General features: G+C 35.0%; 24 protein-coding genes. 17 read left to right on the top strand and 7 right to left on the bottom strand.

Annotated elements, in window-relative coordinates:
* Positions 1–24 precede the first annotated feature (24 nt).
* A complete protein-coding gene (locus FYJ55_RS04175) occupies positions 25–876 on the bottom strand; it encodes an HAD-IIB family hydrolase (RefSeq protein WP_195836658.1) in 852 nt (283 codons plus the stop codon).
* Positions 877–1,012: 136 nt separating this feature from the next.
* On the opposite strand from FYJ55_RS04175, the gene FYJ55_RS04180 reads away from it, so the two are divergent.
* Complete coding sequence (locus FYJ55_RS04180; RefSeq protein WP_154555766.1) at positions 1,013–2,173, top strand: cation diffusion facilitator family transporter; 1,161 nt, start codon at positions 1,013–1,015, stop codon at positions 2,171–2,173.
* Between the two features lie 11 nt (positions 2,174–2,184).
* Here FYJ55_RS04180 and FYJ55_RS04185 read toward each other — a convergent pair whose 3' ends face one another.
* Both FYJ55_RS04185 and FYJ55_RS04190 read right to left on the bottom strand, forming a co-directional pair.
* Complete coding sequence (locus FYJ55_RS04185) at positions 2,185–2,943, bottom strand: DeoR/GlpR family DNA-binding transcription regulator (RefSeq protein WP_154555767.1); 759 nt, start codon at positions 2,941–2,943, stop codon at positions 2,185–2,187.
* Positions 2,944–2,946: 3 nt separating this feature from the next.
* Positions 2,947–3,714, bottom strand: coding sequence for a DeoR/GlpR family DNA-binding transcription regulator (locus FYJ55_RS04190; RefSeq protein WP_154555768.1), 768 nt, complete (start codon positions 3,712–3,714; stop codon positions 2,947–2,949).
* Positions 3,715–3,870: 156 nt separating this feature from the next.
* Here FYJ55_RS04190 and FYJ55_RS04195 point away from each other — a divergent pair, with 156 nt between their 5' ends.
* The gene (locus tag FYJ55_RS04195; RefSeq protein WP_154555769.1) at positions 3,871–4,104 is read left to right on the top strand and encodes a hypothetical protein; all 234 of its coding nucleotides are present in this window, start codon (positions 3,871–3,873) and stop codon (positions 4,102–4,104) included.
* A 138-nt stretch (positions 4,105–4,242) separates the two neighbouring features.
* Positions 4,243–4,527: a hypothetical protein gene (locus FYJ55_RS04200; protein WP_154555770.1), complete on the top strand. Its 285-nt coding sequence runs from the start codon at positions 4,243–4,245 to the stop codon at positions 4,525–4,527.
* Between the two features lie 7 nt (positions 4,528–4,534).
* On the opposite strand, the gene FYJ55_RS04205 is transcribed toward FYJ55_RS04200, so the two are convergent.
* From FYJ55_RS04205 to FYJ55_RS04215, 3 genes are read right to left on the bottom strand one after another with little or no spacing between them, the layout of a single operon-like run.
* Positions 4,535–5,308: a polyphenol oxidase family protein gene (locus FYJ55_RS04205; RefSeq protein ID WP_229771071.1), complete on the bottom strand. Its 774-nt coding sequence runs from the start codon at positions 5,306–5,308 to the stop codon at positions 4,535–4,537.
* A complete protein-coding gene (locus tag FYJ55_RS04210) occupies positions 5,289–5,789 on the bottom strand; it encodes a flavin reductase (protein WP_154555772.1) in 501 nt (166 codons plus the stop codon). The genes FYJ55_RS04205 and FYJ55_RS04210 overlap by 20 nt, the downstream gene beginning before the upstream one ends.
* Before the next feature lie 12 nt (positions 5,790–5,801).
* Entirely contained in the window at positions 5,802–6,488 is a 687-nt protein-coding gene (locus tag FYJ55_RS04215; protein ID WP_154555773.1) for a DUF975 family protein, read from the bottom strand.
* Between the two features lie 390 nt (positions 6,489–6,878).
* On the opposite strand from FYJ55_RS04215, the gene FYJ55_RS04220 reads away from it, so the two are divergent.
* From FYJ55_RS04220 to dnaJ, 7 genes are all read left to right on the top strand, one after another.
* Positions 6,879–7,253 (top strand): Rpn family recombination-promoting nuclease/putative transposase, encoded by a 375-nt coding sequence (locus FYJ55_RS04220; RefSeq protein WP_229771074.1) that lies wholly within the window; start codon positions 6,879–6,881, stop codon positions 7,251–7,253.
* A 56-nt stretch (positions 7,254–7,309) separates the two neighbouring features.
* Complete coding sequence (locus tag FYJ55_RS04225) at positions 7,310–7,489, top strand: hypothetical protein (protein WP_154555775.1); 180 nt, start codon at positions 7,310–7,312, stop codon at positions 7,487–7,489.
* Positions 7,486–7,620, top strand: a complete 135-nt coding sequence (locus FYJ55_RS11255; RefSeq protein ID WP_268234130.1) for a hypothetical protein — start codon at positions 7,486–7,488, stop codon at positions 7,618–7,620. The genes FYJ55_RS04225 and FYJ55_RS11255 overlap by 4 nt, the downstream gene beginning before the upstream one ends.
* Positions 7,621–7,748: 128 nt before the next feature.
* Positions 7,749–8,801: a heat-inducible transcriptional repressor HrcA gene (gene hrcA / locus FYJ55_RS04230; protein WP_154555776.1), complete on the top strand. Its 1,053-nt coding sequence runs from the start codon at positions 7,749–7,751 to the stop codon at positions 8,799–8,801.
* The gene (gene grpE, locus FYJ55_RS04235) at positions 8,782–9,336 is read left to right on the top strand and encodes a nucleotide exchange factor GrpE (protein ID WP_154555777.1); all 555 of its coding nucleotides are present in this window, start codon (positions 8,782–8,784) and stop codon (positions 9,334–9,336) included. The genes hrcA and grpE overlap by 20 nt, the downstream gene beginning before the upstream one ends.
* Before the next feature lie 13 nt (positions 9,337–9,349).
* Positions 9,350–11,155 (top strand): molecular chaperone DnaK, encoded by a 1,806-nt coding sequence (dnaK, locus tag FYJ55_RS04240; RefSeq protein ID WP_154555778.1) that lies wholly within the window; start codon positions 9,350–9,352, stop codon positions 11,153–11,155.
* A 67-nt stretch (positions 11,156–11,222) separates the two neighbouring features.
* On the top strand, positions 11,223–12,335 hold the full coding sequence (gene dnaJ / locus FYJ55_RS04245; protein ID WP_154555779.1) for a molecular chaperone DnaJ: 1,113 nt from the start codon (positions 11,223–11,225) through the stop codon (positions 12,333–12,335).
* A 14-nt stretch (positions 12,336–12,349) separates the two neighbouring features.
* On the opposite strand, the gene FYJ55_RS04250 is transcribed toward dnaJ, so the two are convergent.
* Positions 12,350–12,778, bottom strand: coding sequence for a PaaI family thioesterase (locus FYJ55_RS04250; protein ID WP_154555780.1), 429 nt, complete (start codon positions 12,776–12,778; stop codon positions 12,350–12,352).
* Between the two features lie 78 nt (positions 12,779–12,856).
* Between FYJ55_RS04250 and FYJ55_RS04255 the strand changes: the two genes are divergently transcribed.
* The 7 genes from FYJ55_RS04255 to FYJ55_RS04285 are packed head-to-tail and all read left to right on the top strand — an operon-like array spanning position 12,857 to position 18,632.
* On the top strand, positions 12,857–13,399 hold the full coding sequence (locus FYJ55_RS04255; protein ID WP_154555781.1) for a hypothetical protein: 543 nt from the start codon (positions 12,857–12,859) through the stop codon (positions 13,397–13,399).
* On the top strand, positions 13,399–14,172 hold the full coding sequence (locus tag FYJ55_RS04260) for an HAD hydrolase family protein (RefSeq protein ID WP_154555782.1): 774 nt from the start codon (positions 13,399–13,401) through the stop codon (positions 14,170–14,172). Before FYJ55_RS04255 ends, FYJ55_RS04260 begins: the two co-directional genes overlap by 1 nt.
* Positions 14,165–14,491 (top strand): hypothetical protein, encoded by a 327-nt coding sequence (locus FYJ55_RS04265; protein WP_154555783.1) that lies wholly within the window; start codon positions 14,165–14,167, stop codon positions 14,489–14,491. Before FYJ55_RS04260 ends, FYJ55_RS04265 begins: the two co-directional genes overlap by 8 nt.
* 47 nt (positions 14,492–14,538) lie before the next feature.
* Positions 14,539–15,519, top strand: coding sequence for a sugar ABC transporter substrate-binding protein (locus tag FYJ55_RS04270; protein ID WP_154555784.1), 981 nt, complete (start codon positions 14,539–14,541; stop codon positions 15,517–15,519).
* The gene (locus tag FYJ55_RS04275; RefSeq protein WP_154555785.1) at positions 15,516–16,826 is read left to right on the top strand and encodes a sensor histidine kinase; all 1,311 of its coding nucleotides are present in this window, start codon (positions 15,516–15,518) and stop codon (positions 16,824–16,826) included. Before FYJ55_RS04270 ends, FYJ55_RS04275 begins: the two co-directional genes overlap by 4 nt.
* On the top strand, positions 16,819–17,478 hold the full coding sequence (locus FYJ55_RS04280) for a response regulator transcription factor (RefSeq protein WP_154555786.1): 660 nt from the start codon (positions 16,819–16,821) through the stop codon (positions 17,476–17,478). Before FYJ55_RS04275 ends, FYJ55_RS04280 begins: the two co-directional genes overlap by 8 nt.
* Positions 17,478–18,632: an ABC transporter substrate-binding protein gene (locus FYJ55_RS04285; protein WP_229771072.1), complete on the top strand. Its 1,155-nt coding sequence runs from the start codon at positions 17,478–17,480 to the stop codon at positions 18,630–18,632. Before FYJ55_RS04280 ends, FYJ55_RS04285 begins: the two co-directional genes overlap by 1 nt.
* The last annotated feature ends 517 nt before the right edge of the window (positions 18,633–19,149 follow it).

A 19,149-nucleotide genomic window follows, 5' to 3' on the forward strand; every position in this document is an offset into this window, starting at 1 on the left:
TTTTAATGAAAAGGGTGTGGATTTCTAGAATTCCACATCCTTGTTGTTTAATATATGATCAAATATGTAGTGTCCTACACCACCATCAAGACAATCGTAGTCAGTAATATCGTCGGCCAATGCCTTTGTGTTTGGATTGCCGTCTTTTAAACAGACTCCCCATCCACTTGTGAGTAGTAAAGAACTATCGTTTTCATTATCACCAAACGCAATTGTATTTTCTAAGTGAATCTGATTCCATTCGCAATACATTTCTAAACCTCTACCTTTAGAGAAACCACTATACATTAATTCGATAGTACCTGGGAATGTTTCAATAGTTTGGTATTTCCCTTTATATTGTTCTTTGACTTGATCACGGATAAGCTGCGTTGTTTCTGGGTCTGTCCTAAATAAGAACTTATAAACAGGTTTTTCACAAAAACCATCAATATCTCCTGTCTTGTCAATTAATGGAATATTTCTTCGCTTTGACATATCAAGCAGATGGTTATTAATGTTCATGACATTATGTAATTGATTTCCTTCAACATTTACAGATACTTTGTTTTCTTCAATGATTGGCATTAAGAAAGTTAGAATTTCTTTCATTTCTTTAACGCTTAACATGTCCATCGTAAATGATTTATTCAGGTTACGATCATAGATCATACCGCCATTCATCCCAATGATGAAATCAAATTCGAAACCTAATGTCCAGAACATACCTTTTGTTTTTTCTGCTTCAGTGATTTCACGTCCTGTCGCAAGACCTATTTTTACGTTTCTTTTATGTAGTTCTTTTAAAGCTTGTATTGTGATTTCAGGTAAGGGACTGCCCTTAGAACTTAGGGTCATATCTACATCGGCAGCCAAAACCTTAATTTTATTGATCATATAAATACACCTCAAATACATAAAATGTATACGATTTCATAAAAACTTGCAATTAAAAGTTATATAATACTACCTATTACGCTTTGTATTTTATCTTTGTGTGAGATATACTTTAAAAATATGAAGGTGATTTATAATGGATTTTTTAGTACGTAGATTTATAAAAAATTATCAAGATACAAAGAATGTAAATGTCAGAACGAGCGTTGGGAAACTATCTGGAATTGTTGGTATATTGAATAACTTGTTTTTGTTTGTAATTAAATTTTTGATTGGTACAATTGTTCACTCAGTATCTATTCAAGCGGATGGCGTAAATAACTTGACAGATGCTGGCTCAAATATTATTTCAATCTTATCGTTCCATCTCTCAAATAAACCAGCAGATAAAGATCATCCTTTCGGACATGAAAGAACGGAAACAATCGCATCTTTATTTGTAGGAATATTGATTTTGGTTTTAGGCTTTGAAACCGCAAAAGAAAGTATTTCTAAAGTGATTCATCCGGGAAGTATTGATTTTAGAATTGCATCCGTCATCATTCTTTTAATTTCTATCATGGTTAAATTTTGGATGTATGCATACAATAAGAAGCTTTCTAAAGCATATGATTCAAGTCTATTAGAAGCAACGGCATTGGACTCAATTAGTGATGTATGTGGAACAACAGCCGTTCTTGTATCGACATTGTTATCTCCAGTTCTTCACTTCAATCTAGATGGATATATGGGTATTGTAGTTTCAGGAATTATCCTTTATGGAGCTTATGGCTTATTAAGAGATATGATTAATTCTTTAATTGGAGAAGCACCGGATCCTGAACTTGTACACAATATTGTAGATATGATCATGGCACATCCTGTAATTTTAGGTGTGCATGATATGATGCTGCATAATTATGGTCCAAATAAGATTTTTGCGAGTGCTCACGTAGAAGTGGATTCGTCTAAAGATATCTTTGAAACACATGATCAGATTGATAATATTGAGCGTGAAGTTAAAGAGAATATGAATATTGATTTGGTTCTGCATATGGATCCAGTAAAGGTAAATGATCCAGAAACCGAATTGTATCGTGCAAAAGTGGTAGAAGCTATTCATCAAATTGATCCGAAATGGAGATTTCATGATTTTAGAATTGTGTCAGGACCAACACATGCGAATTTGGTGTTTGATTTGATGATTCCGTTTGAAGAAAAGTATACGCAAGAAGAAATAGAAGAAATGCTTTTAAAACATATTGAATCGGATAAAAAGATTTATTTAGTACTCACAATTGATCATCCATACGCATAAGGCAGAAGTTTTTAAACTTCTGCCTCTATTATTTCTGGGATTACTTGGATTTGATGTTTTTCTTCTTTGGTTAATGGGTTTGAAATAAATACATCTACTTCTTTGAATTTACAGTACGTGTATTCAGGTTGTGCATTAAATTTATTTTTGTCAGTTACCACAATGATTTTTTCACTTTGTTGAAGAATGTGTCGCTTTAGTTCATATTCATTTTCATAAGTAGTAAATCCATTGTTGTCTTTAAATCCTTTAGTTCCTAAAATCGCAACATCAATATGAATATAATCGATAGTTTCACTGGCGAAGTTTCCATAAGAGCGATAGGCATTGTTGGAAATGTTTCCACCAATCAAAATAACGTGCATATTTAGTTTAGCGCATTTATAGGCTACAAAAATGGAGTTTGTCACAATCGTAATATTATGAAAGGATTGAAGAAAGGGAATACCTGCTTGACATGTACTACCGGCATCTAAATAGACAACCATTCCTTCTTTGATAAAGGTGCAAGTTTGCTTCATGATTTGTTTCTTTTCTTCAATATATTCTTGATTTCTTAATGAAATGGGCATTTCATCAGGTTCTTCTAAAAGCAGCGCATAGCCATGCTCTTTTTTAATGATTTTAGAATTTTCGAGTTCAATAATATCTTTACGAATGGTTTCACTTGAAATTTGAAAGTAATCTGATAAATCGGATATCTTGATTTTTGGATGTTCCTGTAGAAGTTGGCGAACCTTGAATTGTCTTTCATCTTTCCTTTTTGACATAAGCTACACCTGTGTGACTTTCTTGACTGTTTTTACAACATCATATTGTTCTGGTGTCAAATGGTTTGTGATAAATTCATCGAACTCATTAAATTTACAAAAGGCATAAGGCGCAATGTCTGCCTTATTATTGACTTTACTTGCATCACTGATCATGATTTTTTTTGCGGATTGATTCATAACGTGGCGTTTAAAACCAAGTTCATCGGCAGAAATGGTGGTAAATCCATGACTCTTTTCAGTGAAAGCATCTGTTCCCATGATGGCTAAATCAATGTTTAAATGGTCGATGATTTCGGTCGCAAAATGCCCATAGGTTCTTTTTCCTATATTGAATAATAAACCACCAGCCATTATGATATTTAAATTCATGTTGGCACATTCATAAGCTACAAGAATAGAATTGGTGACAATGGTGATGTCGCTTTTGTTTTGTAAGGCGCTTATGGCCGTTAAAATCGTGCTTCCAGAATCCAAATATACGGTCATGCCATTTTCGATTCGGCTAAATGCTTCTAGGGCTACAATTTTTTTCATTTCCTTATTTTTTTGTGCTTTTAACTCGACAAATGTTTCGACAGAAGAACTTTGAATTTTGGCGTAGCCATGTTCTCGAACTAATATTTTTCTTTCTTGTAGTTCATCTAAATCCTTACGTAGTGTTTCTGGGGTGACAGAAAGTAATTTAGCGAGTTCTGCGACTTTTATTTTTTCTTTTTCTTCAAGAATTTGACGAATTTGAAGTTGTCTTTCTTCTTTTTTCTTTGACATGTTTTCACCTTTTTCTTTTTGAATCCAATTAAATTATAAACGAAATGTTTTGAAAATAGAATAAAAAGTGGGAATACAAATAATTTGAAAGTGGGTAATGAATTCAATATTGTTTCTGTGCATAATGAGATTGTCTAAAGAAAGTATGTGATAGATATGGAAGTTCGATTAAATCCGGTTGAATTTGCGAAGTCAATGATGAAAAAGAAGAAACAATTGATTCCCATACCGATTGTTTTAGATAATGGAATTGCCGGTATTGTGTATGGATATTATGAAGGTGAGGATTTTTATTATTTGGATCGACTTGATGGTGATGTTTCTAAAAAAAGAAGAATTAAGAAAAATGAATGTAATGGAATTGAGACAAGAAATAGCGTTAAAGATTAAAATTTTTGTAGCCAACTCAAATTGAAATAAAATATTTTGAATCGTAAATAAAAACTTGGAAAACCAAAAATATAAACTAGACTATTGAGGAGAATCTATAATTTATACATAATGCAAGTGTCAAAGGGGGTATAAGAAATGCGTACTGTCGTCCATCTTGAACCAGAAGATTTCGCAAGAGAATTAGTTCATAATCCAAAAAATGTTTATGCCAGAACGTATGTCCTCGATTGTGGGCTTGCCGTAGTCATTTATATGTGTCAAGATTCGCATTTCCTATACTACTTAGACAGACCGGATTGTTCGAAGGAAAAAAAGGACATTCTGAAATCAATGAATTTTTATGAACTGCATGCCGAAATCTATCGTAAGGTCAATTTAGATAATCGTCTTCGTGAAAGACAAAAAGACCCAAGCTGCTGACTTGGGTTTATTTAATGTATCCGAAGGTAAAGTGTTCGCCTGTTTGTTTATCGTTACGATAGCTAAAACATGTATCGAACTCTTTTTTTGTATCATATTTGCTTGAATGAATGTTTTTCTCTGGAATACCTAATTCTTTACACATTTCAATGTTAATACCTTGATTATCAATATAGGCTTTTTCATTTGGCATATAGCGAATGAATGGTGTCGTATCAATGCTGATTTGTTTCATTTGTTCAACAACTTCCATACCTACTTCTAAAGAATCAAATTGAATGCTTGGAGAAAAATATATGTGACAGGATTCAGGGTGAATCAAATCTTTTTCGATTAATTCGCTCAAGCATTTTTTAGTGATTTCTAAAGTGGTTCCTTTCCATCCGGAATGAATGGCGCATATGCATGGTGTTGTTTCATCAACCACGAGAATACCTAAACAATCCGCGGTAAATACGCCAATTAGAATGTTTGGCTCTGTCGTATATACGGCATCTACATTCATAATGCTTGTATATTTGTCATAGGCACCCTTACCTTTATCACTAGAAGTAACGTGGGCCATGTTGTTTGTGTGCTTTTGCCAAGGAAGTGCCCAATGATCTAGAGGCATATTTAATTCTTCAGCTAATCTTTTGCGGTTGATCATAACAGCTTCTGGATCGATACACACATGGAGTGCGGTATTGTTCTTTTCAGGAAGTGTTATATCTTTTAGTGTAGTAGCACCAAATATGTGTTCGTTATTGATATGAATAATTTTATTTGTTTGAATAGACATTTGTAATTTCTCCAATATATACATAGTGCAAATCATCAAGTGGATAATTTTTTTCGTAAATTTCAGGCAATAAGAAATGTTCTTTTTCGAGTTTTCCAACATAGAGCTTCTTACAAATAAAGACTTCTTTAGCTTCTTTAAATGTAGGATTTCCATCAACCATTTCAATGTGGAAGTTCACATTTGAAATTTTATCTTCATCCTTACCTGATTTAGTACCTAAGTAAGATAGTTCTTTATGCTTATCATCAAAGAAGGATAGGGTGAACGTCTCACTTTCATCGACGAATTCTTTTGTGTATCTTTGTGGACGAATAAAGATAATCGCAACATCCTTATTCCATAAGTGACCAAGTGTCCCCCATGATGCTGTCATAGTGTTGGTTTTACCGTTTTTTGCAGCACTGATAAGTAGCCAGTCTTTTCCAACCTTATCAAAAGGATTGAAGTTTAGACTATGAATATCAACTTTTTCAAACATATATAATCCCTCCTATATTTTCTGTTTTAAAATCAAATAAACTTCAGCTTTTGTTGCTTCTGGATATGGTTGTACAAATAGAAGTCCAATTCCGCAACAAAGTGCACCTAAAATGGTCCACCCTAAAAAAGATAAATCTAGAACGAAGAGGTTTACCTTTTGTCCTGTTGTCATTTGTTTGGACAAAGAGAAGGCTTCATCCGCCGAAAGATTTGGATTTTCTGCCAATAGATATGGAATCATAGAATATTCGTAAGCTTTAATAACTCCAGGTACTATAAATAAGAATAGCCATAGTAGGGTTTTTAAATCCATCAAAAACATAATTTTTACCACATTTAAATAGTTACCTTTAAAACCACTAAAGATTTCACCAAGTTCAGGATTTTCGACATGGTTCTTAATAAAATATCTATTTTTTCCAACTACAATAACATTACCAATAAAGATTGTATAGAAGATTCCAAGGATACTGGCGACAGAAATAAAGGAATAAAATATATATTGGAAATTAGAGGAATAAAATATGGGTGAAGTATCGTAAGATATGTTGTTTGATGCAAAGTCTTGTACTCTTTCAATAATCGTTGTTTTTTCACCAGTTAATATTCCTGTAAGCAGTGTTACCACAAACATTTTCCAATAGTTTCGTTTCATTATGAGTTTAGCTTGTTCTTTAACTTGTTGTCGATTCCACATAGAAGCACCTTCTTCCTTATGTTTTAATTTTATCACATAAGGAAATGAATGATGTGGAAAAGATAGATGATTGTATGGTTGATGTATTTTTGTAATGCGTATGTCTAAAATAAGAAAACCATTCTAGTGTTGGCGTCTAGAATGGTTTCTTTTGTTTATTTTAATTTTTTTAGGAGAGAGATATGAATATTGGTTTATTTTTATATTCATTGCCTTATCTTTAAGGCACTTATAGAATAACATCCCATGTTGTCATAATTTTAGTATAACTTTGGTAAATCTTGTGAAATCAAAATGAATTATGTGAAATTATCAAAATATGCATCTTTTCTAAAATTCCCTTGTTTTTCGTATTAGAAAGAGAAGAAAAGAGGAATCATCTTGAATTCGATGGATATTGAGTCTAAGAAGTTTTTAGGGCAACCCAAAAGCTTTGTCTCAATCTTCAATGCACTTTTATTTGATGGACATCCAGTGTTAAAGCCTGAATATCTTAAGGATGAAAACAGTGAACTTGTCATGAATGTTTCGAGTAAGCATGTGGATATCATCAAGCGGTATGAGGATGGTACTTATTTAGATTTGTTCGTGATTGAAAGTCAAAGCTATGTCGATCCGTCTATGGTCGCAAGAGTCATGGAATATGAAAGTGTTGCTCGTATGCGTTATATTTGTCAAAACCTTAAGAAGCATGTACCTATGATTTTAACAGTCGCCTTATATGTGGGTGAATCCAAGTGGAATGCTGCTAAAAGATTGAGCTAAACACAAATCACAAGTATAATACAGGTGAAAAGGCAACACAGGACTTTTTTGATCTATTGCGTATAATCTATAGAAAGCAGATTTTAAAAGAAGATCTAGATCGAGAGCTTAATCGTGATGCATTGTATTTTGCGTATGTAGTAACAAAGAACAAAGAGTTATTGAATATCTACCAGAAAAGCGAGAAGAGAGATGTAAAAGTGTGTAGAGCATTAGATGAAATGTTTGAAGAATGAACAAAGGCATTGCACTAAATCAATTTGAAGTGTATCAAGCTATACTGGACAAAGGCTTCACTGTTAAAGCTATCGCATCCATTTTCTCAGTGAGTGAAGAATCGATTAAAGAATTTTTGATTTATGTTTAGTTAAGGGTACGAATATTTGTATCCTTATTTTTTTGGTTGAAATTTAGCACTCAATTGTTGACGGTGCTAAAAATTGTGATATACTAATACCAGACAAGGAAAATGAGTGCTAGAAGGAGGTCTTCACAATGGAAATCACACAACGTCAAAAGATAATCTTTAAAACAATAGTTGAAGAGTTTACTCGTTGTGCAGAACCAGTTGGTTCGAAGACTTTGATGGAACTTCTAGATTTCCCGGTTTCATCTGCAACCATCCGTAATGAGATGGCGACACTTGAGAAGTTAGGGCTGTTAGAGAAGACACATACTTCGAGTGGTCGAATTCCGAGTCAAAAAGGCTACAGGTACTATGTTGAACATCTTATGGAAACGGATTTGGATGCTTCTACAAAGAATGCTTTACAGCAAGTCTTTAGTGAAAGGCATTATTCGTTAGAAGAAGTTGTTCAAAAGAGCTGTGATATTTTGTCGCACATGACAAATTTGACCAGTGTTGTTCTAGGACCTGATAGCAGGCATCAGACTTTACAGCATGTACAGTTGATTCCGATCAACAATCAAAGTGCTGTTGCGATTATTGTCACAGATCAAGGACATACAGAAAATAAAGTGTTCCAATTTGGTACAGATGTGTCCATGCAGGATATTCAAAATTGCACAGATTTATTAAATGACCAGCTAGTGGGAACGCCAATTGAAGATGTTGTTGACAAAATGAAAGAAATTGAACCAATGATGGCAGCAAAACTTGTTCGACATGAAGTTTTGTTTGAAGCGTTCGTTTCAGCCTTTATGCGATTTGCGACAGAGAAAGTTGCGGTTTCTGGACGAAGCAATATGTTGTATCAGCCAGAGTTCAGTGACATCAACAAGTTGAAACAAATGATGCGTATATTGGAAAATGGAAACTTATTCCATCAATGGACGGATCAAGAGGGAAATGTAGCAATCCAGATTAGTGAAAGAAACGAGTTGTTACAAATCGGAGATTGTTCAGTATTAACGACAAAATTCCATTATAACAGCGATGAGGAAGGACAATTAATGGTTGTTGGTCCAAATCGAATGCAATATTCCAAGGTCGTAGCCTTGATGGATTATATGTCAAATGTCATCGAAGACGTCTTTGGGACAGACAAAGATAAGGGAGGTGCCAACGATGAGCAAAGAAGAAACTAAAGAAGAAGTAAAAGAAGAAGTAAAAGAAGAAGAAAAAGAAGAAATTGTTGAAGAGGCAACTGAAGAAAAGAAAGAACCTAGTTCAGACGAAATTATTGAAGGCTTGAAGGCGGAACTGGACAAGGCAAAAAATGATGTAGCACGTGCTTATGCAGATACAGAAAACATGAAGAAACGTCTACAGAAAGATGCAGATGCAACTCGAAAATATCGCTTCCAACAGCCAGCAACGGAAATCTTGCCAATTCTTGATTCAATGGAAATGGCTTTGAAAGTACAAACCGAGGATGAAACAATTAAGAATTATGTCAAAGGTTTTGAGATGATTCATAAACAATTGAAAGGTGTGCTGGAAAAAGAAGGCGTACAGGAAATAGATGTAGCCGATAAACCATTCGACCACAATACAATGCAGGCTTTAATGCAAGAGAAAAAAGAAGGCGTTGAAAGTGGAATGGTTATTGAAGTATTACAAAAAGGATATATGTTGAAGGATCGTATTTTACGACCAGCATTAGTAAAGGTAAGCGAATAGGGAGGTAATTATCATGAGTAAAATTATTGGTATTGACTTAGGTACAACAAATAGCTGTGTTGCGGTTATGGAAGGTAAAGATTGTAAAGTAATTCCTAACCCAGAAGGAAATCGTACAACACCAAGTGTTGTTGCGTTTAAAGATGGAGAACGTATTATTGGTGATGCTGCAAAACGTCAGGCAGTCACAAATAAAAACACAATTAGTTCAATTAAGCGTTTGATGGGAACAAATGAAAAAGTAGAGGCTGAAGGAAAATCATATACACCACAAGAAATTAGTGCAATGATCCTTCAATACTTGAAATCATATGCAGAAGATTACTTAGGAGAAAAAGTAACAAAGGCTGTTATCACAGTTCCTGCATACTTCAACGATGCTCAGCGTCAAGCAACTAAAGATGCTGGTAAAATTGCCGGATTAGAAGTAGAACGTATTATCAACGAACCAACAGCTGCAGCATTGGCTTATGGTATTGATAAAACAGATAAAGAAGAAAAAGTATTGATCTATGACTTAGGTGGAGGTACTTTCGATGTTAGTATCCTTGATTTAGCTGATGGAACATTTGAAGTATTATCAACAAACGGAGATACTCACTTAGGTGGAGATGACTTCGATAACGTATTAGTAAACTGGATGGTTGATACATTCAAGAAAGATAACGCAATTGACTTGTCACAAGATCCAATGGCTATGCAACGTTTAAAAGAAGCTGCTGAAAAAGCGAAAAAAGATTTAAGTGGTGTAATGCAGACGCAAATCAGCTTACCATTTATCTCAGCAGGTCCTGCGGGTCCATTGCACTTTGATACAACATTAACTCGTGCTAAATTTGATGATATGACTAAACATTTAGTAGAACGTACATTGATTCCAATTGAAAATGCATTAAGAGACGCGAAATTGTCTAAATCTGATATCGACGAAGTATTATTAGTTGGTGGATCTACTCGTATTCCAGCTGTTCAAGAAGCTGTACGTAAAGCATTAGGAAAAGATCCTAACCACTCTGTTAACCCAGATGAAGCTGTAGCTATGGGTGCTGCAATCCAAGGTGGAGTTATCTCAGGTGATGTAAATGATGTATTATTACTAGATGTTACACCATTATCATTAGGTATCGAAACTATGGGTGGAGTTATGACAGTATTAATTCCTCGTAACACTACAATTCCAACAAGTAAATCACAGATTTTCTCAACAGCTGCTGATAACCAACCTGCTGTAGATATCCGTGTATTACAAGGTGAACGTCCAATGGCTAACGACAACAAAGAATTAGGTAACTTCCAATTAAACGGAATTGCACCAGCTCGTCGTGGAGTTCCTCAAATTGAAGTTAAATTTGATATTGATGCCAACGGTATCGTACACGTAAGTGCTACAGATAAGGGTACTGGTAAAGAACAACACATCACAATTCAAAACTCTAGTGGATTGAGTGATGAAGAAATCGATCGTATGGTTCGTGAAGCTGAAGATAACAAGGCTGAAGATGAAAAACGTAAGGAAGAAATTGATTTACGTAACAAAGCTGAAGGCTTTATTGCACAAATCGATGGAATGTTAGAAGACAATAAAGATAAGATTGATCCAAAACAAGCTGAAGAAACTAAGAAATTGCGTGATGATCTACAAAAATCTTTAGATGAAAATAACATGGAAGAAGTTAAGGCTAAATTAGACATGCTTGAAAAAGCAGCAATGCAGGCAGGACAAGCAATGTATAACCAGCCAAATGGTGATGCAGCTTCACAATCAACACAAACTCACTCAGGTGATGATGTAGTTGACGGTGAATTCACTGAGAAGTAAAATAAATAAGCAACATTTGAAGTTCTAGCCCCGCTAGAACTTCTTCGTATCGTATGGAGGGATTCACATGGCAGAAAAACGTGACTATTATGAAGTGCTTGGCGTCAGCAAAAGTGCTACACCAGATGAAATTAAAAAGGCCTATCGAAAATTGGCCATGAAATATCACCCCGATCGAAATCATGAACCTGGAGCTGAAGATAAGTTCAAGGAAATCAATGAAGCTTATGAAGTATTAAGCGATGAGAAAAAACGTGCAACATATGATCAATTTGGTCATGCAGGTATGGATGGAGCCTTTGGACAAGGTGGTGGATTCTCTGGAGGATTCACAGATTTTGGCGATTTAGGAGACATCTTCGGTTCGTTCTTTGGTGGAGGATTTGGCGGTGGAGGATCTCGCCGTTCAAGTAACCAGCCTCGACAAGGACAAGACCGTTACATGCAGATGCGCATTGATTTCATGGATTCAATTTTTGGTAAAACAGAAACGATTTCATTGGATGTGGATGAAACATGTAAACACTGTAACGGATCTGGAGCTGAAAACCCAAGTGATGTGCAGACATGTCCTACATGCCATGGTTCTGGATATGTTATGTCTCAACAAAGAACACCATTTGGTGTGATTCAGCAACAAAGCGTATGTCCAGATTGTCATGGTACAGGTAAGAAAGTTACACGTTCATGCTCACATTGTCATGGTAAAGGCTATGAGCACCGTCGTGTAAAACTAGATATTAAGATTCCAGCAGGCATTCAATCAGGTCAACAGATTCGTATTCCTGGAAAAGGTGAAAGAGGAACAAATGGAGGGCCTAATGGCGATTTATACATCGAAATTATGGTTACGCCACATCCAACTTTCAAACGCGAAGACAACAATATCTTCATTAAAGTTCCAATCAGTTCAATTGATGCGACAATTGGATGTACGATTCAAGTACCAACAGTATATGGCGATGTAGAATTGAAAATTCCTGAAGGAACACAGCCAAACACTAAGTTCCGTCTAAAAGGAAAAGGTGTAAAATCTCGTTCAGGACAAGGGGATGAATTTGTAGAAGTACAGGTTGAAATTCCACGTAAAGTATCTCGCAGAGAAAGAGAGCTATATGAAGAATTAAAATCAGGACAATCTGAATCTCCTTTTGAAAGATTTAAAAGAGCATTTAAGTAAACGAAAAGAGCAATTTATTGCTCTTTCTTTTTTTTCATCTTGTCAGAATCTAAGAAGAACATTGTGAATGTGGCACGAGAAAGAAGTACGTTTTCATCATTGAAGATAAATACCTCATATACTCCAGTTGTTCTTCCGCTTGAGATTTCTTGGGCAATCCCAATCAATTTGCCACCACGACCAGGCTTAATATAATTAATTGTACCCGTAAGTGTAACACTATCTCTTCCTGTCGCAAAGCTTGCTGCTCCAGCGACTGTGTCAGCCAAAGAGAAAAGGGCTCCACCATGGACAAAGCCATGTATATTTAAAATTTGTTCATCAATAACCATTTCTACCTTCGCAAAACCATGGCGAACTTCTGTTACACGCATGTCATTGCTTTGCAGAAATTGACTCGAACTATTTAGACGATCCATTAAAGCCTGCATATTTTCTTCCATAAACAACCTCCAACAATGCTTTCATTATAGCATGAAATGATGCTATAATGCTTAGTGTACTTAAAAAGGAGATGGATTATGGATTCAAATAATATATTTTTTAAAATCGTTGTGGGTGTTGTATTAGTTGGATACATGGCATTCATATTTTATCAAAGTTTAAAAGGTGGACTTGCCTACAAAAAGGAATTTGAAAACTTTAAAAACTCACATAAACACTACGAAACAATGGTCGATGGTGGCTATTGGGTATGGGTCATGGTTGCAATGGCTGTTTTGGCATTTGTTTTGATGTTTATGGCACCAAAATTAGCTTCCAATGGACAAACGTATTATTACTATTTAGCATATGGGTGTATTGGACTTGTATTTTTAGGACTAGCCATTGATTCATATACACACCGTCGTATTTATTTCACAGAAGAAGGGTTTTTCTTTGAAGATACATATTATCGTTATCGTATGCTTGCAAATTTTGAATTTAAAAATGGTATTGTGGCACGCAACTGCAATGTGTTAATGAGCAACCGCGATAAGATCGTAGTCACAAAAAAGATTGGCGAAGCCTTACAGGAAAGACAAAAAGCATTTAAAAAAGCTAAGAAAGAACGTCGAAAATAATGTTGTTTCTTTCGGATTTAGATGGAACTTTAATGGATTCAAGCGGAAATGTCGCAGATGAAGATGTGGAATGCATTCATCAATGGACACAAAAACATGCGTTTGGATTTGTGACAGGAAGAGATCGTGCCTTTTGTTTGGCACTAGCTTCGAAGTATCAATTGTCCTGTGAATATATGATCACAGATAATGGAGCTAATGCCTATTATAAAGATAAGAATGTATATTCTTCTTTGATTGATTTAAGTGAAGGTATACAAATGTGTAAAGCGATTTTGGCATATAATTTAGATTTGTTTTATACAGACGAAGTAGGCAATCGCTATTATCCAATTTCATGTTATGGAAAAGAAAGACTTCATGTTTTTAAAAAGAAACAACCGAGTTTAGGCTTGTTTTCAGATGTGGATTTAATGGAATATTTAAATACACGACATTTTGGCTTAGCCAAATTGAGTGTGTATGTTGAAAAAGATTTGGATTTAATATTAAATCAATTTAGAGGATTATTTAAAAATTATGAAGTGATGGCTACTTCAAAGGATTATATTGAAATCACCAAAAAAGACACAAATAAATGGGAAGCCTTTTGTCATTTACCTGTCGAAGATGCGATTTTTATTGGAGATGGAGAAAATGATTTGTGTATATTGGAAAAGCTAAATGACACATATGTTATGGAACATGCACCTGAGAGTTTGAAGGCATATGGTGTGTGTGTAAAGAGTGTGGCAGAAGCCATGAATATAGAAAGCAGGAAAGAAAATGTCTAGAAAAAGAAAAAGAGGGGCAAAGGCAACGGCTGCCTCAATGGTAATGGATACATTGAAAAAAAGAGGGGCAGTGGATGAAAAGAGTGCAGTAGATGTAAGTGTATTTAAAAATTTGCCTTATGCCACTTCAACAATTAGTTATACAATTTCGAATCTAATAGAAGAGGGTGTTGTTGGTAAAACCAATGATGAAAGATTCTATTATGATGATTTAGGATTTAAAGCTTTAGAAACAAAGTTTGTACGTGGATACTCAATGATTTTTATTGTGCCAATTATCATTGCGATCCTTGTTTATGTTCTACAAAAAGTATTATAAAAGAGTGTCGCAGTAATGCGACATTTTCTGTAAGGAAGGAGATTTGAATGGAGAAGCCAAAATCGTTTGTGTATATCATTTTCTGTTTAACGATTTGTCTAGCTTTTGCGGTAGGAAGTAACTACTTAATCAATATGATTACACAAGCGAATATGATATACAATTCGAATGAGCCACGTAAGATTGGCGCAACATATATGACCTACAACAATACGTTCTATTCGGTGGTCAATGAGGAAATTTCAAAAGTAGTTAAAAAACACGGAGATCAGCTGATTACTTTAGATCCAGCTATGAGTTTAAAGAAGCAGAAGGAACAAATCCAATACTTAATAGATCAACAAGTGGATGCCTTAGTGATTACGCCAGTGGATTATGATGGATTAAAAGATTCTTTAAAGCTAGCCTATAAGAAACGTATTCCTGTGATTGTTGTGGATACGGAAGTTAAACATAATAAATATGTGACCTATAGTATTGTCAGTGATAATTATGATGCGGGCGTACAATGCGCTAAAGATATGATGAGTAAGTTGGATCATGCCAATATTGTCTTGCTTCAACATTCGACAACTCGTTCTGGTTATTTACGAATTAAGGGATTTGAGGATACGATTCAGTCCAACTCAAATTATAAAGTGGTTCAGAGAATGGAATGTAAAGGACAATTAGAGAAGGCCATGCCAAAAATGGAGTCTTTTATTGAGGAAGGAATCGAATTTGATGTAGTGATGTGTTTAAATGATCCAAGCGCTATGGGCGCTATGGCCGCACTTTCATCGAACAATATGTTGGAAGGCAAGTATGTGTATGGCATAGATGGAACGCCTGAGGCAAAAGAAATGGTGTCAGAAGGTAAAATGGCTGCTACTGTGGCACAATCGCCAAAGACGTTTGGAAAGAAGGCGGGCGAAGCTATTTATAAGATGTTTTCGCAAGAAAAAATCAAGAATAAAAATGTAGTGAGTCCTGTGCAAATCATCACAAAAGACAATGTTCATGATTATTCTACGGAGGGCTGGCAATGATACAAGATATAAAAAAATACAATGTATGGATTGTCTACGTCTGTATGTGGCTTTTTAGTTTTTTTACCGTTTGGTACATTGCTATTGTGATGTATTATACGTTGGTGCATGTGACACAAAGCGGCTATGCCTCAGATTTTATTAAGAATATTTCCACACTTTCTAATGTTCCCATTCGATCCTTCTATATAGCGGTATTTGGCTTTATTGGATTGTTTTGTTTCGTGAGCATACGTAAAAAAATTCGATTCTTTAGTCGTCATCAAATCATTCCAATTTTAATTGAACTTGGATTGAGCCTATTGATCATGAAGAATATATCGTTTAGTGCAACGTGTATTTTATTTTTGATTATTGCGGATAGCTTACTCTATGTGGATAAACCAGTTGATCGTTCAATTTGCATCATACTCGTCTTTTTAGCTTACATGCTATCCAACTATGGATATTTGTCCAACTATATTCCTATGATTTCATTCCAGGAATATTTGTCGGTGTATAATTCAAAGACACATGGCTTTTTGCTGGGAATTGAAGTGACTTTAAGCAATTTAAATATTGTGTTGTTTATAGCTTATATATTCTTATATTTACAGAAACAAATGGATGAAACGCAGAAATTTGCGGCTTTGAATGCCGAATTAAAACGTTTAAATAATCAATTAAAAGGTTATGCGAATTTGCGAGAAAAAATGGGTGAAACCAAAGAAAGAAACCGTCTTGCCCGTGAGATTCATGATACATTAGGGCATACTTTAACGGGATTAAGTGTTGGTCTTGAAGCGTGTCGAGTGATGATTGATAAGGATGTCAATGTTACAAAAGCACAATTGGGTATTTTAGAAGAGAGTGCAAAACGCGGTTTAACCGATGTCAGACGTTCGGTGGATAAGTTGAAGCCAGATGCATTAGAGCGGTATTCTTTAAAAGAAGCATTGGATATGATGATCATGGATTATCAGAGATTGACCGATGTGACCATTCTTTATTTGTGTCATTTGCCTTTGGTGAATTTGAATGCGGACGAAGAAGAAATTGTGTATCGTGTTGTTCAAGAAGGAATGACCAATTCAGTCAGACATGGGCATGCGACAAAAATTTATGTTTCGATTGCGCAGGCCGATAATAATTTGATTATAATTATAGAAGATAATGGTCAGGGTTGTAAGAATATCAAACCAGGATTTGGCATTCATCATTTGACAGAACGTATTGACTTACTTCAGGGAAGAATACGTTATTATGGGGATAAAGGCTTTGAATTGATTGTAGAAATACCAATGAGAAGAGGAGAAAACAATGGTTAAAATCATGATTGCGGATGATCAGCAGCTCATTCGAGAAAGCTTAAAGATCATCTTAGATTCAGATCCGAATTTTGAAGTAGTAAAAGTAGTTGGCAGTGGACAAGAAGTATTGGATACAGTGGAAACAGAAAGTATAGATATTATCTTGATGGATGTGCGTATGCCAAGTATGAGTGGCGTAGAGTGTACTCGTTTGGTAAAAAAGAAGTATCCAAATATAAAGGTCATAATATTAACGACTTTTGATGATGATGAGTATATTTATGATGCATTAAAATATGGAGCAAGTGGATATCTTTTGAAGGGATGTTCCTTAGAAGAGTTGAGTTCGGCTATTCATAATGTTCTAGCGGGAGGAGCCTGTTTCAACCCAAATGTGGCGGGTAAAGTGACACAGTTCTTTTCTCAGATGGCAAATTCGAATGGGGAATTTAATTTTGGACATGGAGAAGATGAACATATCGATTTGAGTGATACAGAATGTAAGATCATTGCCCAAATTGGTCATGGTTATTCAAATAAGGAAATTGCACAAAAATTAGGGTTTAGTGAAGGAACGATTCGTAACTATTTAAGTGTGATTCTGGATAAACTAGATTTAAGAGATCGTACACAATTGGCTATTTGGTATTTATCTAGGGGAAATAAATAATGGTGAAAAAAAGATTAAGAACTTTTTTGATAGCCATATTGGTGTGTTGTTTGTTAGGGACATTTTATTATACGCAAAAACCCGTTGTTTTAACGATTGGCGTATTTGCGGGTAGTAACTGGAATGTGCCAAGTCCAGATAGTGGTAAGATCATTGATAATGCAATCAAACGGTTTGAAAAAACACATCCGAATGTTCAAGTAAATTATGTCAGTGGTATCTTGAAAGATGACTATTCGGCTTGGCTTTCAAAGGAGGCTCTGGATGGAAAGCTTCCCGATGTTTTCATGGTGTTGAGTGATGATCTTTCGACGTATGCCAAAGTAGGCATGTTAGAATCACTAGATACATACATGCAGACGGATCCTGATTTTAATCAATCGCGATATTTTTCAACGACACTCAATGCAGGTAATATTTATGATCAGCAGTATGCACTCCCTTATGAGAGTTCACCCACATTGATGTTTGTGAATAAAACATTATTAGAAGAGAATGGAATTGAAATACCCAATGTCAATTGGACGTGGGATGATTTCTATGCGATTTGTGAAAAGTTGACTGTGGATACGGATGACAATGGAGAAATCGATCAGTTTGGGGAATATGGATACACTTGGGAGAATGCTCTAAGTTCGAATGGACAGGCGTTGTTTGATGAGAAAAGCATGAAGAGTACTTTGCAGAATGAGGATGTGTATTCGGCTATTGAATTTGTGCGAAAGTTAAATCTTTTAAATCGAGGTCAGAATGTTACGAGTGAAATGTTTGACAAGGGCAAGGTTGCCTTTTGTCCAATGATGTTTAGTGAGTATAGAACGTATAAGCCATATCCTTGGAGTGTTAAGAAATATTCAAATTTTGAATGGGAATGTCTTCCGATGCCGGCAGGTCCTAGTGGCTATAATGCTTCACAAATGGATAGCTTGTTATGTGGTATTAGTAAGATGTCTTCTAAGAAAAAGATGGCTTGGGAATTTTTAAAGTTGCTTTGTTACGACGAAACAACGCAGGAAAGTTTGTTTAAATATTCGCAGGGTGTATCGGTTTTAAAAAACGTGTCGACATCCAAAAATGTGACTAAGTATATTCAAGAGGATGCGCCATTGGATTCAAGTTATAATTTGGAATTTTTTGATGATATGATGGAATAAGCAATTACGATAAAAAAACTGGATGGCTATGATCAATTGTATTCGATGGCAGATAGTGAAATTCGAAGAGTCATTGGTACAAATGAGGATATTGAAAGTGCGATGGAAAATTTGAATGATGAATTGAATATATTATTGGAGAAACAGTAGGAAGTTAAATTTCTGCTGTTTTTTTTGTTTGATTCTCAAAAAAATGACATTTGTCATCTAAAAGTGGTGACATATGGAAATTGAAAAGGTTTTCATACGGGTTATAATGAATGTGTATTCTATGTGATGCTCATGTTCAATAGTCGCATAAATATGTGAAATTATGTGTAATAACACTTGAAAACACTAACATGTTTATTATAAAATGTGAGTATAAGAAACGCGGAGGAAAAAATAATGAAAGGCTTAACTAGCAATTTGGTGACTTTGCTATAATTTTGCGTTTTATCACTTATGCGAATAACCATTCGTTCTTCAAATCCTTTAAACGAGTGATCTTATAGATATTTTTCAATCTAAGTAGTAC

Source organism: Holdemanella porci, assembly GCF_009696075.1.
Lineage (GTDB): Bacteria > Bacillota_I > Bacilli_A > Erysipelotrichales > Erysipelotrichaceae > Holdemanella > Holdemanella porci.

Coding starts and splice junctions, on each gene's coding strand:
- FYJ55_RS04175 (WP_195836658.1), bottom strand. CDS start 876: ATGATCAATAAAATTAAGGTTTTGGCTGCCGATGTAGATATGACCCTA.
- FYJ55_RS04180 (WP_154555766.1), top strand. CDS start 1,013: ATGGATTTTTTAGTACGTAGATTTATAAAAAATTATCAAGATACAAAG.
- FYJ55_RS04185 (WP_154555767.1), bottom strand. CDS start 2,943: ATGTCAAAAAGGAAAGATGAAAGACAATTCAAGGTTCGCCAACTTCTA.
- FYJ55_RS04190 (WP_154555768.1), bottom strand. CDS start 3,714: ATGTCAAAGAAAAAAGAAGAAAGACAACTTCAAATTCGTCAAATTCTT.
- FYJ55_RS04195 (WP_154555769.1), top strand. CDS start 3,871: ATGGAAGTTCGATTAAATCCGGTTGAATTTGCGAAGTCAATGATGAAA.
- FYJ55_RS04200 (WP_154555770.1), top strand. CDS start 4,243: ATGCGTACTGTCGTCCATCTTGAACCAGAAGATTTCGCAAGAGAATTA.
- FYJ55_RS04205 (WP_229771071.1), bottom strand. CDS start 5,308: ATGTCTATTCAAACAAATAAAATTATTCATATCAATAACGAACACATA.
- FYJ55_RS04210 (WP_154555772.1), bottom strand. CDS start 5,789: ATGTTTGAAAAAGTTGATATTCATAGTCTAAACTTCAATCCTTTTGAT.
- FYJ55_RS04215 (WP_154555773.1), bottom strand. CDS start 6,488: ATGTGGAATCGACAACAAGTTAAAGAACAAGCTAAACTCATAATGAAA.
- FYJ55_RS04220 (WP_229771074.1), top strand. CDS start 6,879: ATGGATATTGAGTCTAAGAAGTTTTTAGGGCAACCCAAAAGCTTTGTC.
- FYJ55_RS11255 (WP_268234130.1), top strand. CDS start 7,486: ATGAACAAAGGCATTGCACTAAATCAATTTGAAGTGTATCAAGCTATA.
- hrcA (WP_154555776.1), top strand. CDS start 7,749: ATGGAAATCACACAACGTCAAAAGATAATCTTTAAAACAATAGTTGAA.
- grpE (WP_154555777.1), top strand. CDS start 8,782: ATGAGCAAAGAAGAAACTAAAGAAGAAGTAAAAGAAGAAGTAAAAGAA.
- dnaK (WP_154555778.1), top strand. CDS start 9,350: ATGAGTAAAATTATTGGTATTGACTTAGGTACAACAAATAGCTGTGTT.
- dnaJ (WP_154555779.1), top strand. CDS start 11,223: ATGGCAGAAAAACGTGACTATTATGAAGTGCTTGGCGTCAGCAAAAGT.
- FYJ55_RS04250 (WP_154555780.1), bottom strand. CDS start 12,778: ATGGAAGAAAATATGCAGGCTTTAATGGATCGTCTAAATAGTTCGAGT.
- FYJ55_RS04255 (WP_154555781.1), top strand. CDS start 12,857: ATGGATTCAAATAATATATTTTTTAAAATCGTTGTGGGTGTTGTATTA.
- FYJ55_RS04260 (WP_154555782.1), top strand. CDS start 13,399: ATGTTGTTTCTTTCGGATTTAGATGGAACTTTAATGGATTCAAGCGGA.
- FYJ55_RS04265 (WP_154555783.1), top strand. CDS start 14,165: ATGTCTAGAAAAAGAAAAAGAGGGGCAAAGGCAACGGCTGCCTCAATG.
- FYJ55_RS04270 (WP_154555784.1), top strand. CDS start 14,539: ATGGAGAAGCCAAAATCGTTTGTGTATATCATTTTCTGTTTAACGATT.
- FYJ55_RS04275 (WP_154555785.1), top strand. CDS start 15,516: ATGATACAAGATATAAAAAAATACAATGTATGGATTGTCTACGTCTGT.
- FYJ55_RS04280 (WP_154555786.1), top strand. CDS start 16,819: ATGGTTAAAATCATGATTGCGGATGATCAGCAGCTCATTCGAGAAAGC.
- FYJ55_RS04285 (WP_229771072.1), top strand. CDS start 17,478: ATGGTGAAAAAAAGATTAAGAACTTTTTTGATAGCCATATTGGTGTGT.